A 16,195-nucleotide genomic window follows, 5' to 3' on the forward strand; every position below is an offset into this window, starting at 1 on the left:
AAGCGTCTTCCACATCGCAATAATATGGAAATAATAAAAATGGAAACGGACCTATAAAATATTTGATATTATTTTATGAATGCTATGCCCTAGCTTATTTTCAAGCCGCAGCTTATGCACATAAAGTTTCTTAATATCAATATTGTCAATATTTACAATCTGCTGAATACTTATTCCTGATACAAAGCGCTTCAGTAATATAAATTCCGTATAGTTAAGCGTTCGTCCACGTTTACTGTTGGCAAGCCGACCGGTAAACAAGCGGTGCATCTTTTGCTGTTGCACAATATCATCGTCATCGGAATAAATAATTCCTTGTATTTTATTGCTTTTCAAAATCCAGTAATTGGCCAGCGGAGTTAAACTTCTGTCAGAAATCAGGACAATATGCATGCCACTGTCTGCCAGACTGTCAGCCCATTGCAAATCGGTAAATCGTCGAAGATTCGGGAAAGAAAAATCAACAAAGATAAAACCGCTGGATAAATGATTGTGTCTATCAAGCAATAACTTTTCAATAAACCCTTTTTTCAGGAAAGCATTACCATCTGGCCAGATGGAAAATGCCGCATTATGACAGTATTGCACCCGTACTGCGCTGTCAGGAAATAATTGACAGGATAAATCGCAACTAATGCAATGGACAATTTGTGAAGGCTTTCTCATCATCCTGAACGACTCCTGTCGATGTTTCTATTAATATTTCATTGGTAAATAAATGTGTCAATCCAGATAATATAAAGTACTACGACTGTCAAAAGTCGCGAAATATTGTCAGTGTCATAAACTCCTGGAAAGCACTAAAATACAGCTTTAAAAAACCATGACAGATCCGACAGTCGTAATACATCATTTCGGATTTGTATTTCACCCATTGAGATTTTTATACAGTATCTCCAGTATCATAAAAAATCTTAAAACAGCACTATTTGCTAAATCATGAGAGTGATAAATAACGGTTCTCAATACCAGCTGTCTGCTGCCTTTGTCACTATCGGGGTGATGTGATGAAATATAAAAGTAATTCCTGTAAACCTGTAATGAATTCTTATTATTAAAAGCTAATTTAAGATTTTTTCTTTTATTGCATTGTTATTCAATGACTTAATGGTGATATTTGTGCTCTCATCAACTTCTTATATACAAATTTAAGACTATTTTATAGAGACGCATGTAAACTTTAAGAGGGTGTAATGCTAATGCCATGAGAAAATTTTGTAACTTAACGCCGGGAGTCATACCTTGCCAATAAGTTGATCTGACTTAATTCTGATCGTGACAGTCTGAGCAAGTGACAGACTTATTGGTCGAAGCAACTTCAGCTTCTGGCTTCTCTTTTCAATCGCTCATCTGATGAAAACTCTTTCCCGGAGCACATTAGTGAGAAACAGGATGTGGTGAAACCCAATGTCCATAGATATAGTCAGTCACTTCACAAATATCCGCCTCAGGGCAGATATCTTTAACCATTCATCCGGCTTCGACCAACTTAATTACGGCGATGTTTTGATGCTCAGTAAGACGGACTTTACGCATAGAGATTCCTTCGTCAGCAGATCGATTACGTGATCTCTAAATGTGAGTAGCACGATTATGTGGGATACGTACAAAAAATTAAACTAACTGCCAGTAAAAAGCAAACGCGCATGCCGGGAGTGGCAGACACATTATGCGGTGAAATAAAGTTGAATAAATCTTGCGGGTGTAACTCAGGAAGGCGACTCACAATAAATCACGCTGTCGCCCTGAATCAGGAATAGTGGTGTTAAATTAATGCTGGGGCGTGGATCTGTAATACCTGTTCAGCTTCTTGCTGGAAAAACTGGCGTGTAATGCTGAAGAATTCATGCAGTTTATGATCTAGCGAAGGGACCAGCTCAAGCTGAAGTAATTGTTGCAGATCCCAGCCTTTTTCAATATGTTCCTCAAAAAGCTGTTCCAGCTCTTCCCAATGATTACGACGTTCCGTTTGAAGGAATCCGCTGTTCAGATTTAGTAGATCAATGGTGTACTCTGCCCTCTCCATTTCCTGGGCATTTAGCTCATCAGCCGGTACTATTCGGCCATCAGAAAGGTAAGCAAAATAACGAGAACAGTCAGGGAGGTGACAATGAATAAACTTTGCCATATCCACGGCCTCTTGTTTTCCTCTTGCGTGACCGCCGAAAGCGTTGATACCAAACAGGTGCAAACCATTCTCAGAGTCTAACGCGCTGGCGGCGAGATTTTGATAATCGAAGGTTCGCCCTGGCTGCTGACTTTTATTTTCGACGTGTTCAATGTGATAGCCGAGGCCACGCAAATCAGCACGGATTTCGCTGTAACAGCAAAGGTGATATTGCTCATTGAGAAGCAGAGTCATTAAGGCTGCTTTATTCTCACGACCAAAGTGCTGCCAGCGACGAGTTGATTGATCTGAATTTTGTGGTGGTTGCTCATGTGCAGTGAGTAAGGCATCTGTTCCACGTCGGGTTTTTATCACATGCCTCATTGCGCTTTCCCTTTCAGCATGTTCTGCCGGGCAATGCTGCGCTGTAAGCGTTGGAGTTGTGGATGTTGATCACCCAGCGCCGCCTGTAATGCAGCCATCAGTTGCTGTGCTTCTGGCTCGTCGTACTTCCCTTGATCTACCCAAGCCGTCAGCTTTTGTAGGTCAGCCTTCTCCTTAACCGGAGGTTGCGGATCGACACCCATCACACTTTGTAGCACGTCGTTACTCGGCTCGCCGTAGGTCGCTCCGAGCGGCATCAACGCTTTCCCGTTGCCATTCTCATCCTGCTCAAGCAGACGAATGGATTCACGTTTTACCGTGCTGATAACCTGCGGGCTATGGGTAGTGACAATAAACTGGATTAGTGGAAATGCGCTGCGCAAAGACTGGATAATTTGCTGCTGCCAGGCTGGGTGCAGGAACATATCGACTTCATCGATCAGCACAATCCCCTGTGTTTTTAAGGCGGCTTCATCGCGTAAATGGGGGTTGAGTTTGACACAGCGAAACGCGATATCCGCTACCATCGCAACCGCATTACGCAGGCCGTCGCTGAGCTGGGATAAGGGAATCTTACCGTGCTGTGGATGGTTCATCACCAATTGCTGGTTATGGCTGGAGCTGTATTCCAGATCGTGCCAGCCAGTCACTTCCTGCGTCAGACAGTTAATGGCTTGCTGGATGGCTTGAATAGCTTCTTTCATCCGCTGAACACGAACACCTTCTTTTAACTTTGCTGAAGGTGATTCAAGTTGTGTGATTTGATGTTCACGGTAGCTAAGCCATAACCAGCTATACCATTGTTCAAATTGCTTATAATTTGATGTGGCAGAAAGGCAATCGTCATAACCAGACAAACGTGAAAAGGCGCTGTTATCCAGACGCTGTTCAGTAGGCTGTGTCTCATAACGTTCCTGATACCACAAGCGAGCAGTCCCCAGATAAAGCATTAGGGGAAGCTCAACCTGCTGCAAATTATGCTCTTCACGCACCAGCGTCTGAAGTTGTTCACCCCAACGGGTAAGCTGCGCCGCTGTCTTATCTTCATGCGGCGGCTGTTCTCCTCGCTTGTCGAGCATCCAGGTTGCCGTTTTTCCACTTTCCCATTCCCCGGTAGCCGTAATCATGGCCGGAGACGACATTTCCATGTTCAGCGCTTCGGGGCGGAAAACCAGACGTACATCTTCTGTACGGATCGCCAGCGATTTATCTTTTACGTAGAGGCTGGCATCAAAACCACGAATAAAGGGAAACAGCGCCAGGCGTATCGCATCCAGCACTGTCGTCTTGCCCGCGCCATTCGGTGCAACCAGAATCGTAATGTGCTCATCAAAAGTAATATCGAGCTGTCTGAAGCAACGAAAGTTAAGCAGTGAAAGTTTGTCGATTCTCATTACACCAGCCTCACCTGTTTTTATGTTTTAGTATAATAACATCTCTTGCCTGCAATCTTGCCCGCTTTAAGCGGGCAAAGGTTACGCCTTTTATCACGTTTTAACTATTTATCCTGTTGATTAACATGGTTTTTCTAAGGAATTAATAAAATCCTTTCCTGTCGTGTCCGTAGAATATCGACAGCCTGGAGACAAGGTGACTGTTGCTGGTAACCATATTCTTTGCGTTCGATACCAACTCGTTCATGTTTTTTCTTCAGAAAGTTACGGCATCGACAAACGTAGCGCCTGCGTTGATAAACGTAAGGCTATAGTGCCTTCAAGTAGATGAGTAAGCTGCGACGTTACTGCTCGTATGAACACCATCCACCCTTATGATGTGAGCCTGTACCCCCATGTGGATGTTGACCCTTTGGGCAGGCAAGCGCACTGGATGATGCCGTGACGGTAATAAAAGCGATAATCATCGCTGTAAATAATCTCTTCATATATAACTCACATTAATAAATTAGAACATATTACTACCTACTACAGAATACGCATACTTGATACGGACTTAGGGGATAATATAACGCGTACTTTAGTTTAAATTGTATCCTTCATGTGGCATAGGTTATCAGGATAGGTTTTCGTTATGAATTTTATCTGGGATATTGAAGCAACATATTGGGGGGGATATGAGTTATAAATATGTTGGTAAGCATGGCTGTGATGTTGCATTGCGGATGGGCTATAAAGAATGCCCCGATGAAAATGCTTATGGTGATGCCTATTATATTAAAGATGGGTTAAAATGGATATTTAATATAACAGGCTTAAAAAAACGGCTTGGCGTATACAGCGACGACGATCTCCGTAAACAGAACTATGATGTAGATACCTATTATCGAGTTGAAAACCAACCGGAAGAAAGTGCAGATGATGAAATGCAATCGCTATATCATAATTTAGCGGTAGAAGAAGGAGAACCCGTGTATCTGGAGGGAGGCATGTATCTTTATCCGGATGGCTCTATACGTTGATCTCATAATTTTGGCCTGGTAAGCGTTACCTCTTTTGAGAAAGGATGAGCCTGTAAGTATGACCCACAAGTTCGTTTGGTGATTAGTTAAGTCCCGCCCGCGTTAGTTCTGGCGTACTTTTATCCCTTCTTTGCGGACGATATCCCACAATAAATGGACGTTTGGTTTTAGCAATCGGTAAATGGTGATTAATAAAATAATATTCCACTTTCTCTCTCCACCTTTCCTTTCGTATTATATGCAAGAACTGGTCTTAATAATAAGCAAATACTTTGTCCCGAAATAGAGGACGAATGGTGGGCATGAGAGAAGGATTTTGGCGGAAGATCACAGGAGTCGAACCTGCCCGGGACCGCTGGCGGCCCCAACTGGATTTGAAGTCCAGCCGCCTCACCGGAGACGACGATCTTCCGCGCCTCGATTGCTACATGGAGGCGCGCGCATTATAGCTACTTCCTGGCGTTTCCACATCCCCTCCCGTGCTTTTTTAACTTCCCTTTCCTTCTGCCATGATCGGTTTCATATAAACCCCCATAAAATCCATTAGTTACATTTCATCACACTTTTTGACGCTACCCTGATCACAGAAAACAAGAATCGTAATTTGATAACCAAATAACGGAATATTCACGCTCGCAGGGAAGGTTTACAAAAACTGTAACCGGTATCAGTGAGCGTTGTGAGCGTTAAGGATGCGTAATGAAAAGTGAAATTCTCTCCGTTAAGGAGAAGATTGGCTATGGTATGGGCGATGCCGCCAGCCACATCATCTTTGATAACGTCATGTTATATATGATGTTCTTCTATACCGATATTTTCGGCATTCCCGCTGGTTTTGTTGGCACCATGTTTTTACTGGCGCGTGCGCTTGATGCCATCTCCGACCCTTGTATGGGCCTGCTGGCCGACCGCACCCGCTCTCGCTGGGGCAAATTCCGACCCTGGGTGCTGTTTGGCGCGTTGCCGTTTGGTATCGTTTGTGTGCTGGCTTATAGCACGCCGGATCTCAGTCTGAACGGCAAAATGATTTATGCCGCCATCACCTACACGTTGCTCACCCTTCTGTACACTGTGGTCAACATCCCTTACTGCGCGTTGGGGGGTGTAATAACCAATGACCCAACGCAGCGTATCTCCCTGCAATCCTGGCGCTTTGTGCTGGCAACGGCGGGCGGAATGCTTTCTACCGTACTGATGATGCCTCTGGTGAAACTGATTGGCGGCGAGAATAAGGCGCTGGGCTTCCAGGGGGGTATCGCAGCGCTCTCGGTGGTGGCGTTCCTGATGCTGGCGTTCTGCTTCTTTACCACCAAAGAGCGCGTTGAAGCGCCTGCCACCCATACCTCCATGCGTGAAGACCTGCGTGATATCTGGCACAACGACCAGTGGCGCATAGTCGGCCTGCTCACCATCCTGAATATTCTGGCGGTATGCGTGCGCGGCGGGGCGATGATGTATTACGTCACCTGGATATTGGGCAAACCGGGCGTGTTTGTCGCCTTCCTCACCACCTATTGTGTCGGCAACCTGATTGGCTCGGCGCTGGCAAAACCGTTGACCGACTGGAAATGCAAAGTGAGCGTTTTTTGTTGGACCAACGCTTTACTCGCAGTAATCAGCGTGGCGATGTTCTTCGTACCGATGCACGCCACGATCGCTATGTTCGTCTTTATCTTTGTGATTGGCGTATTGCACCAGTTAGTCACGCCTATCCAGTGGGTGATGATGTCTGACACCGTCGACTACGGCGAATGGTGTAACGGCAAACGCCTGACGGGGATCAGTTTTGCCGGCACGTTGTTCGTGCTGAAACTGGGTCTTGCCCTCGGCGGGGCGCTGATTGGCTGGATGCTGGCAGGCGGCGGTTACGACGCGGCGGCGAAAACGCAAAACAGCGCCACGATCAGCATCATCATCGCTCTGTTCACTATCGTTCCGGCCATCTGTTATCTGCTGAGCGCCGCGATCGCTAAACGCTACTACACCCTGAAAAGCCCGTTCCTGAAAACCATTCTGGAACAACTGGCGCAGGGCGCACACCGCAACGAACAAGAATTTACCCATAAAGAATTGCAGAACTAAAGGAACAGACTATGAAAATTAGCGACGGAAACTGGCTGATCCAGCCTGGCCTTAATTTGATTCACCCGGTTCAGGTGTTCGACGTTGAACAGCACGGGAATGAGATGGTGGTCTATGCCGCGCCGCGCGATGTCCGCGAACGAACCTGGCAACTGGATACCCCGTTGTTTACCCTGCGCTTTTTCTCGCCGCAGGAAGGAGTGATAGGTGTACGGATGGAACACTTCCAGGGCGCTTTGGATAACGGCCCACATTATCCGCTCAATGTCTTGCAAGATATCAACGTGGAGATGCAGAACAACGCCGAATTTGCCGAACTCAAGAGCGGCAGCCTGAGCGTGCGCGTCACCAAAGGCGAGCTCTGGTCACTGGATTTTCTGCGCAACGGTGTACGTATCACCGGTAGTCAGTTGAAAAATAACGGCTATGTGCAGGATACCAACAGCGGGCGCAACTACATGTTCGAGCGTCTGGATCTCGGCGTGGGCGAAACCGTCTACGGGCTTGGCGAGCGTTTTACCGCGCTGGTGCGCAACGGTCAGACGGTGGAGACCTGGAACCGTGACGGCGGCACCAGTACCGAGCAGTCTTACAAGAACATCCCGTTCTATATCACCAACCGTGGCTACGGTGTGCTGGTGAATCATCCGCAGTGCGTGTCGTTTGAAATTGGCTCCGAGAAAGTCTCCAAAGTTCAGTTCAGCGTTGAGAGCGAGTATCTGGAATACTTCGTCATCGACGGCCCGACCCCGAAAGACGTGCTGAACCGCTATACCCAATTTACGGGTCGTCCGGCGCTGCCGCCCGCCTGGTCGTTTGGCCTGTGGCTGACCACCTCATTCACCACCAACTACGACGAAGCGACCGTTAACAGCTTTATCGATGGTATGGCCGAGCGCAATCTGCCGCTGCACGTCTTCCACTTCGACTGTTTCTGGATGAAGGCTTTCCAGTGGTGCGATTTTGAATGGGACCCGGTGACTTTCCCCGATCCGAAAGGGATGATTCGCCGCCTGAAAGCGAAAGGGCTGAAAGTCTGCGTGTGGATTAACCCCTACATCGGCCAGAAATCCCCGGTTTTCCAGGAGCTGAAAGAGAAAGGGTATTTACTTAAACGCCCGGACGGCTCCTTGTGGCAGTGGGATAAATGGCAGCCGGGACTGGCGATTTACGACTTCACCAACCCGCAAGCCTGCGAATGGTATGCCGACAAGCTGAAGGGCCTGGTGGAGATGGGAGTGGACTGCTTCAAAACTGACTTCGGCGAACGCATTCCAACGGATGTGCAGTGGTTTGATGGTTCAGATCCACAGAAAATGCACAACCATTATGCCTACATCTACAACGAACTGGTGTGGAACGTGCTGAAAGAGACCGTGGGCGTTGAAGAGGCGGTGCTGTTCGCCCGTTCCGCCTCGGTGGGCGCGCAACAGTTCCCGGTGCACTGGGGCGGCGACTGCTACGCCAACTACGAATCGATGGCGGAAAGCCTGCGCGGCGGGCTGTCCATCGGCCTGTCAGGGTTTGGCTTCTGGAGTCACGATATTGGCGGATTCGAGAATACCGCGCCGGCGCATGTCTACAAGCGTTGGTGCGCATTCGGCTTGCTCTCCAGCCACAGCCGCCTGCACGGTAGCAAATCCTACCGGGTTCCGTGGGCCTATGACGACGAGTCCTGTGACGTGGTGCGCTTCTTCACCGAACAGAAGTGCCGGATGATGCCGTATCTGTATCGGGAAGCGGCGCGCGCCAACGAAGCCGGCACGCCAATGATGCGGGCGATGATGCTGGAGTTTCCGGACGATCCGGCGTGTGATTATCTTGATCGCCAGTACATGCTGGGAGATGCGGTCATGGTAGCGCCGGTATTTAGTGAAGCGGGCGACGTGGAGTTCTACCTGCCAGAAGGACGCTGGACGCACCTGTGGCGCAACGATGAAGTGCAGGGCAGCCGCTGGCATAAACAGCAGCATGACTTCCTGAGCCTGCCAGTGTACGTGCGTGACAATACACTACTGGCGCTGGGCAACAATAGCCAGAAGCCCGATTACGCCTGGCATGAGGGTACGGCCTTCCAGTTATTCCATCTGGATGACGGTTGCGAAGCGGTCTGCGAAGTCCCTGCTACGGATGGTTCGACAATCTTTACGCTGCAGGCGAAACGCACAGGCAATACCATTACGGTGAGCGGCGAAGGCGAGGCGCGCAACTGGACGCTGTGTCTGCGTAATATTACGCAGATTAGCGGTACCAAATGCGGCTCATATGCGGGAAGTGAACTGGGCGTAGTGGTCACCCCGCAGGGAAATGAAGTGGTGATTACGCTTTAAATCTGAATCGCCGGATGGCGCCGTGAGCTGCGCTTATCCGGCCTACAAATGAGCAAGAACCGTAAGCCCGGTAAGCGCCATCGCCACCGGGCAAGCCCTCAATTACAGCGCTGGCTCCGTTGACGTAACTTCACCGCCGGACACCACGCCCGCTTGCATCGTCTGTGTTATCTGCTGCTTTTGTGCGTTGACCGCGTGTAATTGCCCGTTTACCGTCGGTTTCAACGGCGCATCGGCCTGAATATTGCCGCTGGCCGTGAGCTGAATATTGCCATCGCCAGCAATCGGTAATGCCGGCCAGCCCCACTGCTGTAGCACATCCATTGGTACGCCGCGTCCGTTCAGGCTGATTTGCGTCTGACGCTGCGGCAGTTGCGATACGCTGGCAGTGGCTTCCAGTATCCCTTTTCCAGTAAACGCGCTCAGATCGCTGATGTTGACCGTGCTGGCATTAGCCGTCAACGACAGCGACGGGCGGCGCACGTCCACACGGTTAAAGGTTGCCGCTGCGGCGTTGAGGGTCGCATTGCCGCTCCAGACGCCCCATTGATGATGTTGTACCAGCTCCAGGTTTGCGCCGTAGCCGTCCAGAGCGGTGATTTGCCACGGGAAGGCCGGGTCGATATCGATCACCAGATTGCGGCTGGCGCTGAATTTTTTCAGCGTCAGGCTGTTCAACCAGTCGGGCAACGGCTTCATCCATAACTGCTTCCAGTTTTCCGGCAGCGTATACTCCAGCCCGGCGATAGCGGTATCGTCCAGAATCAGCGCTTTGCTCTCGCGTAACCAGGCGCCGGAGGTTCTGACCATACCGCCTTCCCAGCGGGTGGTGAACTGGCGTAGCGCAACGCCCTGTGGTGAAAATTCGGCGTTCAGGATTGGATCGAGCAAGTGCAGTGAGCCGTAAATAAACTCACTGGCGTTCATCGATAATTTACCTTCCTGACTTTGCCAGTCTTCTTTGCGCAGAGTCAGATTGCGCAAACTCAGGTCAAGATCGGTGACTGCCCAGCCTGGTCCTTGCAGGCTGGAGTCCGTCACTTCAAGACGACCAATCTGCAAAGATGGAACCGTAGTCAGCGGCGCGAAAAACTCGCTCAGGGATTTATCGCTTTGTAACCGAATATCATTCAGCCGCAGATTTTCAACGACCCAACTACCATCAGCGTTACGTCGGGCGACGCCGGTTAACGCTCCGCGCGCCATATCGGCGCCGACGGTGTTTAACATCACCTGATTATGGTCGATACTGCCTTCAATAAGCACATTAGTGGCGGGAACGTCGTTTAACGTCAGCGAACCGGCGCTCAGTTGGATCTGGGCTTTATTGCCTAATACCCGACCGGCTTCGGGGCGCCAGGGCATAACGCCGCCGTTAACGCGCTGGGCGCTCAACCGCCATTCGCTGCCGGGACTATTGAGCGCCATATTGCGAAGTTGCAGGCGGTCGGCCTCAAACGGGAAAGGGGCGGTTTGCACTGAAATATTCAGCGTGCCGTCCTGTAACAGGATCGTGTCGACATGCAGCGGCGCGGTTAACTGGCGAATGCTCAGACCGATATCTACGGTTTTCGCGACCAGGGTAGCAGGCTGACCATCACGACCAAAGGTCACATTCTCCAGTAAAAGATGGGATGGGGCGGAAAAACGATGATCCATCACGTCGAATGTGAGGTGATAACCGCTGTTCTCTGATACCCAGTTGCTGACATGATCTGCGCCCCAGCGCGTTTGCAGCAGAAAATAAAAGCCGAAAATCACCACTACACAGGCGATCAGCACGTAGAGAAGCAACCTCCCAATCAATTTCATGGTCTTCCATCCCGTGAAATGCACATAGGGGATTTATGCACGATTTGCGTGCAATCCTCAAGACAGGAATGGTGAAAGAGCGTTACAGCAGCGGCGAATCGTGTCGCCGCCGCAGGGTTTTTACGGTTTTTCCGGCGGGAGAATCAGGTTCAGCACGATAGCCGTGATGCCGCCAGCGGCAATTCCGGATGAGAGCAGATTTTTCACCCATTCCGGCGCGAACTGCAGGATCTGCGGCTGTTGCGAGACGCCAAGACCCACGGCCAGCGACAGGGCGATAATCAGAATCGCGCGGCGGTTCAGCGGCTCACGCGAGACAATACGCACCCCGGAGGCGGCAATGGTGCCGAACATCACCAACGTGGCGCCGCCGAGCACCGGTTCCGGGATATGCTGCACAAAACCGCTTACCGCCGGGAACAGGCCGAGCACAATCAGCATCAGCGCGACGACAAATCCCACATAGCGACTGGCGACGCCAGTCAACTGAATTACGCCGTTGTTCTGACCGAAACAGGAATTCGGGAACGTATTAAATACCGCTGAAACAAATGAGTTCAGGCCGTTAGCCAGTACGCCGCCCTTTAGCCGTTTCATGTACAAGGGGCCGGATACCGGCTGCTCGGAGACATCAGAGGTGGCGGTGATGTCTCCGATGGTCTCCAGCGACGTAATCATAAAGACCAGCATCAACGGCAGTAACAGGTTCCAGTCAATGCCCAGACCATAATACAGCGGGGTCGGCACCATCAGGATGTCCTGCGAGACCGGCGCGTTATTCTCAGGCAACATGCCCATAAACCAGGCCAAAAGATAGCCTGCCGCCATGGCAATAACCAAAGAAGCCACGCGCAGGTAGGGATTACGTTGCCGATTCAGCAGGATGATAATGGCCAGGACGACGCCGGCCAGTAACAGGTTTTTCGGTGCGCCAAAGGTGTTGTCGCTCATGGCGGCATAGCCGCCGCCGATGGAAGTTAGCCCCACCTGAATCAGCGACAGGCCAATAATCATCACCACGACGCCGGAGACTAACGGCGTGATAATCCGGCGCGCCAGATGTAGAATGCGAGAAAGCACCATCTCGGTGCAGCTTGCCAGCATCAGCGTGCCGAACAGCGCCGCCATCATCGTCGGGACGTCCGCGCCGCCGGTTTTCAGCGCGGTACCGCCCATAATCAGCGGGGCGACAAAGTTAAAACTGGTTCCCTGGATGGATAACAGCCCCGATCCTACCGGCCCCCACGCTTTGATTTGAATAATAGAGGCTACGCCGGAGGCGAACAGCGACATGCTGATAATGTGCTGCGTATCCTGCGCCGGTAAACCCAACGCCTGGCAGATTAACAGCGCTGGCGTGATTACCGCGACAAACATGGCCAGCAGATGCTGACAAGCGGCAAAAAGGGTTTGAGGGAGCGGCGGGCGATCTTCAAGACGGTAAATTAATTCGCTGTTTTGCGTCTGCGCAACCGGTTGCGCATCTGCCGGCTCGATGGCGTTAACGGACATCAGGGACATTCTCGTGGTGGAAAAGCGGTGATTTTATCTGACCAGATGGTAAAAGCAAACGATTGCGAGCGAATATTCTTAATATTTAAAAAAGATAAATGCACCTTTTTATATAACTTTTTGCCTTTTTCTGCTTAAAATCCATGCCGAAGACTCGCAAAGAGCTAAAAAACTGACTCAGGAAATGATTTGTGCGCACGTGTCACAGCGCACTACAGGAGCTTTAAATGTTTGAACTCGATACCTTATCGACCCTTGTCGCCGCCACGCTGGTGCTGCTACTGGGTCGCAAGCTGGTCCAGTCTGTCTCCTTACTGAAGAAATATACGATTCCGGAACCGGTGGCGGGGGGGTTACTGGTCGCGGTTGCTCTGCTTGTGCTGAAAAAAAGCGTCGGTTGGGAGGTCAACTTTGATATGACCCTGCGCGATCCGTTGATGCTGGCGTTTTTCGCGACGATCGGCCTTAACGCTAACCTTGCCAGCCTGCGCAAGGGGGGACGCGTTGTTGGCGTCTTCCTGGTCGTCGTGGTCGGATTACTGCTGATGCAGAATGCCATCGGTATCGGCATGGCGAGTCTGTTGGGGCTGGACCCGTTAATGGGGCTGATTGCCGGGTCAATTACGCTGTCCGGCGGACACGGTACCGGCGCGGCGTGGAGTAAACTGTTTGTCGAACGTTATGGTTTTGCCAATGCCACCGAAGTTGCGATGGCATGTGCAACCTTTGGCCTGGTGCTGGGCGGGTTGATTGGCGGCCCGGTAGCGCGTTATCTGGTGAAACACTCCACCACGCCGGATGGAATGCCTGACGATCAGGCCGTGCCGACAGCCTTTGAAAAGCCGGATGTGGGTCGTATGATCACCTCTCTGGTGCTAATCGAAACTATCGCCCTGATTGCTATCTGTCTGACCGTGGGCAAAATCGTAGCGCAGCTACTGGCGGGAACGGTGCTTGAACTGCCGGTCTTCGTTTGTGTGCTATTTGTTGGGGTGATCCTCAGCAATGGCCTGGCGCTGGTGGGTTTTTATCGCGTATTTGAGCGTGCTGTTTCGGTGCTGGGGAACGTGAGTTTGTCACTGTTCCTGGCAATGGCGCTGATGAGCCTGAAGCTGTGGGAACTGGCGTCGCTGGCGCTGCCGATGCTGGCGATTCTGGTGGTACAGACCATCTTCATGGCGCTGTACGCGATCTTCGTCACCTGGCGCATGATGGGGAAAAACTACGATGCGGCGGTGCTGGCGGCGGGTCACTGTGGTTTTGGCCTGGGCGCAACGCCGACCGCCATTGCTAATATGCAGGCGATTACCGACCGTTTTGGCCCCTCGCATATGGCGTTCCTGGTGGTGCCGATGGTCGGCGCGTTCTTTATCGATATCGTCAATGCGTTGGTGATCAAGCTGTACCTGATGTTACCGATTTTCGCGCAATAAGGGTTTGTACGGCGGCATTAAAGCCGCCGTGCTCACTAGGCGTTGGAATAACGTTCGGTTTCCGGCATCCAGCGCTCAATCAGCGCTTGTGCCTGCTGCGGATAACGTTCGTGAATATGACGGGCAATACGCTGAACTTCGGGGATTATGGCTTGATCGCGCAGTAAATCCGCAACTTTAAATTCGGCGTTCCCTGTCTGGCGCGTGCCCAGTAATTCCCCCGGGCCGCGAATCTCTAAATCTTTTTGCGCAATCACAAAGCCGTCGTTGCTGTCGCGCAATACCTGTAAACGCTTCTGCGCCGTTTTCGACAACGGCGATTTATAGAGCAGCACGCAGTGCGACGCGACCGAGCCACGGCCAACGCGTCCTCTGAGCTGGTGTAATTGCGCCAGGCCCAGTCGCTCCGGGTTTTCAATAATCATCAGGCTGGCGTTAGGAACATCGACCCCCACCTCAATCACCGTAGTGGCGACCAGCAGATGCAGTTCGCCCTGCTTAAAGGCCTGCATCACCGCCTGTTTTTCGGCGGGCTTCATGCGGCCGTGTACCAGGCCGATATTCAACTCCGGTAACGCCAGCTTGAGCTCCTCCCAGGTGGCTTCCGCCGCCTGCGCTTCCAGCAGGTCAGATTCTTCAATCAGCGTACAGACCCAGTAGGCCTGACGGCCTTCGGTTGTGCAGGCGTTGCGCACACGATCAATGATTTCATGGCGACGGGTATCCGGAATCGCAACGGTAGTGACAGGGGTACGGCCCGGCGGTAGCTCGTCAATCACCGAGGTATCGAGATCGGCGTAGGCAGTCATCGCCAGGGTGCGCGGAATGGGCGTTGCGGTCATAATCAACTGATGCGGATGAAAGCCCTGTTGTTGGCCTTTTTCCCACAATGCCAGCCGCTGGTGGACGCCAAAGCGGTGCTGCTCATCGATAATGACCAGCGCCAGCCCGTTAAACTGCACCTGTTCCTGAAAGATAGCGTGGGTGCCGACAATCATCTGCACCTGACCGCTGGCAATAGCCTCTTGCTGCGCCTGACGCGCTTTACCTTTTTGCTTACCGGCCAGCCAACCCACCTCAACCCCCAGCGGTGCAAACCAGCTACGGAAGTTGTTAGCGTGCTGTTCGGCGAGCAGTTCGGTCGGCGCCATCAGCGCCACCTGCTTACCGTGGGCAATAGCGCGCAAGGCGGCAAGCGCCGCAACCAACGTTTTACCGGAACCCACGTCGCCCTGAACCAGACGCATCATTGGCACATCGAGCGCCATATCACGTTCGATCTCTGCCACCACCCGCGCCTGCGCGCTGGTGGGTTTAAACGGCAACGACGCCAGCAGCTTGTCTTTCAATATGTTGTTGGTACTTAGCGGCTGCGCGTGATAGCGCTGCGCGCCTGCGCGAAGCGCCAGCATACTGAGATTATGCGCCAGTAGCTCTTCAAGAATAAGCCGCCGCTGCGCCGGGTGTTTGCCGGTTTCTAAATCGGCGAGCTGGAGCGTCGGCGGCGGGCGATGCAAGGTACGTAGAGCCTCCGGCAGGCTCATCATACCCTGCGCCAGTTCCGGTGGCAGTAGTTCGGCAATGGCGCAGGTGTCGAGCAACTCCAGCGCCTGATCGGTAAGCTTGCGCAGTGTCGCTTGCTTCACGCCCTCGGTGGTCGGATAGACGGGGGTGAGCGTTTCCTGAAGTTCCGGCGTGCTGAGATCGCCCTGCAGGCGATATTCCGGATGGATCATCTCTGCGCCATACTTGCCGCGCTTCGCTTCCCCGTAGGCCAGCACACGTCGTCCCGTCGCCAGGCTGTTTTTCATCGCCGCGTTAAAATTGAAAAAGCGCATGGTAAGAATGCCGGAACCGTCGCTAATCTGGCAGGTCATCATCCGACGACCGCCGAAAGTGATATTGCAGTTCAGCACTTCACCTTCAACGGTGGCGTAGATGCCAGGTAGCAGTTCGCCAATAGGGTAGAGATGGGTACGGTCTTCGTAACGCAGAGGGAGGTGGAGCAGGAGGTCCTGCACGGTATGCAGGCCAATTTTCGCCAGTTTACTGCTTTGCGCTGCGCCGACGCCTGTCAGGGAATTGAGCGGAACAGCGTCTAACAAGCGGCCTGACATGG

General features: G+C 51.8%; 10 protein-coding genes, 1 tRNA gene and 2 pseudogenes. 4 read left to right on the top strand and 9 right to left on the bottom strand.

What is annotated here, in order from left to right; all coding sequences use genetic code 11:
• Window positions 1-51: 51 nt before the first annotated feature.
• The 5 genes and pseudogenes from ACLJNW_RS16440 to ACLJNW_RS16460 form a co-directional block, all read right to left on the bottom strand.
• A complete protein-coding gene (locus tag ACLJNW_RS16440) occupies window positions 52-669 on the bottom strand; it encodes a helix-turn-helix transcriptional regulator (protein WP_000984806.1) in 618 nt (205 codons plus the stop codon).
• Window positions 670-1,765: 1,096 nt separating this feature from the next.
• Window positions 1,766-2,491: a retron system putative HNH endonuclease gene (locus tag ACLJNW_RS16445; protein ID WP_024146321.1), complete on the bottom strand. Its 726-nt coding sequence runs from the start codon at window positions 2,489-2,491 to the stop codon at window positions 1,766-1,768.
• The gene (locus tag ACLJNW_RS16450; RefSeq protein WP_125541612.1) at window positions 2,488-2,697 is read right to left on the bottom strand and encodes a hypothetical protein; all 210 of its coding nucleotides are present in this window, start codon (window positions 2,695-2,697) and stop codon (window positions 2,488-2,490) included. The genes ACLJNW_RS16445 and ACLJNW_RS16450 overlap by 4 nt, the downstream gene beginning before the upstream one ends.
• Window positions 2,694-3,885 (bottom strand): annotated as a pseudogene (locus ACLJNW_RS16455) (AAA family ATPase). Before ACLJNW_RS16455 ends, ACLJNW_RS16450 begins: the two are co-directional and overlap by 4 nt.
• 134 nt (window positions 3,886-4,019) lie before the next feature.
• Window positions 4,020-4,151 (bottom strand): annotated as a pseudogene (locus tag ACLJNW_RS16460) (TA system toxin CbtA family protein); the annotation flags it as partial.
• A gap of 411 nt (window positions 4,152-4,562) precedes the next feature.
• Between ACLJNW_RS16460 and ACLJNW_RS16465 the strand changes: the two are divergent.
• Window positions 4,563-4,907 carry a hypothetical protein gene (locus ACLJNW_RS16465; RefSeq protein ID WP_000120776.1) on the top strand — a complete coding sequence of 115 codons (345 nt, stop codon included), beginning with the start codon at window positions 4,563-4,565 and terminating at the stop codon, window positions 4,905-4,907.
• A 317-nt stretch (window positions 4,908-5,224) separates the two neighbouring features.
• Here ACLJNW_RS16465 and ACLJNW_RS16470 read toward each other — a convergent pair.
• Window positions 5,225-5,319: transfer RNA gene (locus tag ACLJNW_RS16470), tRNA-Sec, on the bottom strand.
• Between the two features lie 287 nt (window positions 5,320-5,606).
• Here ACLJNW_RS16470 and ACLJNW_RS16475 point away from each other — a divergent pair.
• Together ACLJNW_RS16475 and yicI are read left to right on the top strand one after the other, a co-directional pair.
• Window positions 5,607-6,989: a glycoside-pentoside-hexuronide family transporter gene (locus ACLJNW_RS16475; protein ID WP_000834256.1), complete on the top strand. Its 1,383-nt coding sequence runs from the start codon at window positions 5,607-5,609 to the stop codon at window positions 6,987-6,989.
• Between the two features lie 11 nt (window positions 6,990-7,000).
• A complete protein-coding gene (gene yicI, locus ACLJNW_RS16480) occupies window positions 7,001-9,319 on the top strand; it encodes an alpha-xylosidase (protein ID WP_000703003.1) in 2,319 nt (772 codons plus the stop codon).
• A gap of 102 nt (window positions 9,320-9,421) precedes the next feature.
• On the opposite strand, the gene ACLJNW_RS16485 is transcribed toward yicI, so the two are convergent.
• The gene (locus tag ACLJNW_RS16485; protein WP_023204174.1) at window positions 9,422-11,131 is read right to left on the bottom strand and encodes an AsmA family protein; all 1,710 of its coding nucleotides are present in this window, start codon (window positions 11,129-11,131) and stop codon (window positions 9,422-9,424) included.
• Between the two features lie 120 nt (window positions 11,132-11,251).
• Window positions 11,252-12,643 (bottom strand): xanthine/proton symporter XanP, encoded by a 1,392-nt coding sequence (xanP, locus tag ACLJNW_RS16490; protein ID WP_000115428.1) that lies wholly within the window; start codon window positions 12,641-12,643, stop codon window positions 11,252-11,254.
• A gap of 227 nt (window positions 12,644-12,870) precedes the next feature.
• On the opposite strand from xanP, the gene gltS reads away from it, so the two are divergent.
• Window positions 12,871-14,076: a sodium/glutamate symporter gene (gltS, locus tag ACLJNW_RS16495; RefSeq protein ID WP_000462250.1), complete on the top strand. Its 1,206-nt coding sequence runs from the start codon at window positions 12,871-12,873 to the stop codon at window positions 14,074-14,076.
• Window positions 14,077-14,111: 35 nt separating this feature from the next.
• Here the strand turns inward: gltS and recG are convergent, their stop codons facing one another.
• Complete coding sequence (recG, locus tag ACLJNW_RS16500) at window positions 14,112-16,193, bottom strand: ATP-dependent DNA helicase RecG (protein ID WP_000016753.1); 2,082 nt, start codon at window positions 16,191-16,193, stop codon at window positions 14,112-14,114.
• Window positions 16,194-16,195: the final 2 nt, after the last annotated feature.

This window comes from Salmonella sp. SAL4457, from assembly GCF_046548235.1.
Taxonomy (GTDB): domain Bacteria; phylum Pseudomonadota; class Gammaproteobacteria; order Enterobacterales; family Enterobacteriaceae; genus Salmonella; species Salmonella enterica.

Excerpts from the sequence above, each read along its gene's own strand:
- ACLJNW_RS16440 (WP_000984806.1), bottom strand. The coding sequence starts at position 669 with ATGATGAGAAAGCCTTCACAAATTGTCCATTGCATTAGTTGCGATTTA.
- ACLJNW_RS16445 (WP_024146321.1), bottom strand. The coding sequence starts at position 2,491 with ATGAGGCATGTGATAAAAACCCGACGTGGAACAGATGCCTTACTCACT.
- ACLJNW_RS16465 (WP_000120776.1), top strand. The coding sequence starts at position 4,563 with ATGAGTTATAAATATGTTGGTAAGCATGGCTGTGATGTTGCATTGCGG.
- ACLJNW_RS16475 (WP_000834256.1), top strand. The coding sequence starts at position 5,607 with ATGAAAAGTGAAATTCTCTCCGTTAAGGAGAAGATTGGCTATGGTATG.
- yicI (WP_000703003.1), top strand. The coding sequence starts at position 7,001 with ATGAAAATTAGCGACGGAAACTGGCTGATCCAGCCTGGCCTTAATTTG.
- ACLJNW_RS16485 (WP_023204174.1), bottom strand. The coding sequence starts at position 11,131 with ATGAAATTGATTGGGAGGTTGCTTCTCTACGTGCTGATCGCCTGTGTA.
- xanP (WP_000115428.1), bottom strand. The coding sequence starts at position 12,643 with ATGTCCGTTAACGCCATCGAGCCGGCAGATGCGCAACCGGTTGCGCAG.
- gltS (WP_000462250.1), top strand. The coding sequence starts at position 12,871 with ATGTTTGAACTCGATACCTTATCGACCCTTGTCGCCGCCACGCTGGTG.
- recG (WP_000016753.1), bottom strand. The coding sequence starts at position 16,193 with ATGTCAGGCCGCTTGTTAGACGCTGTTCCGCTCAATTCCCTGACAGGC.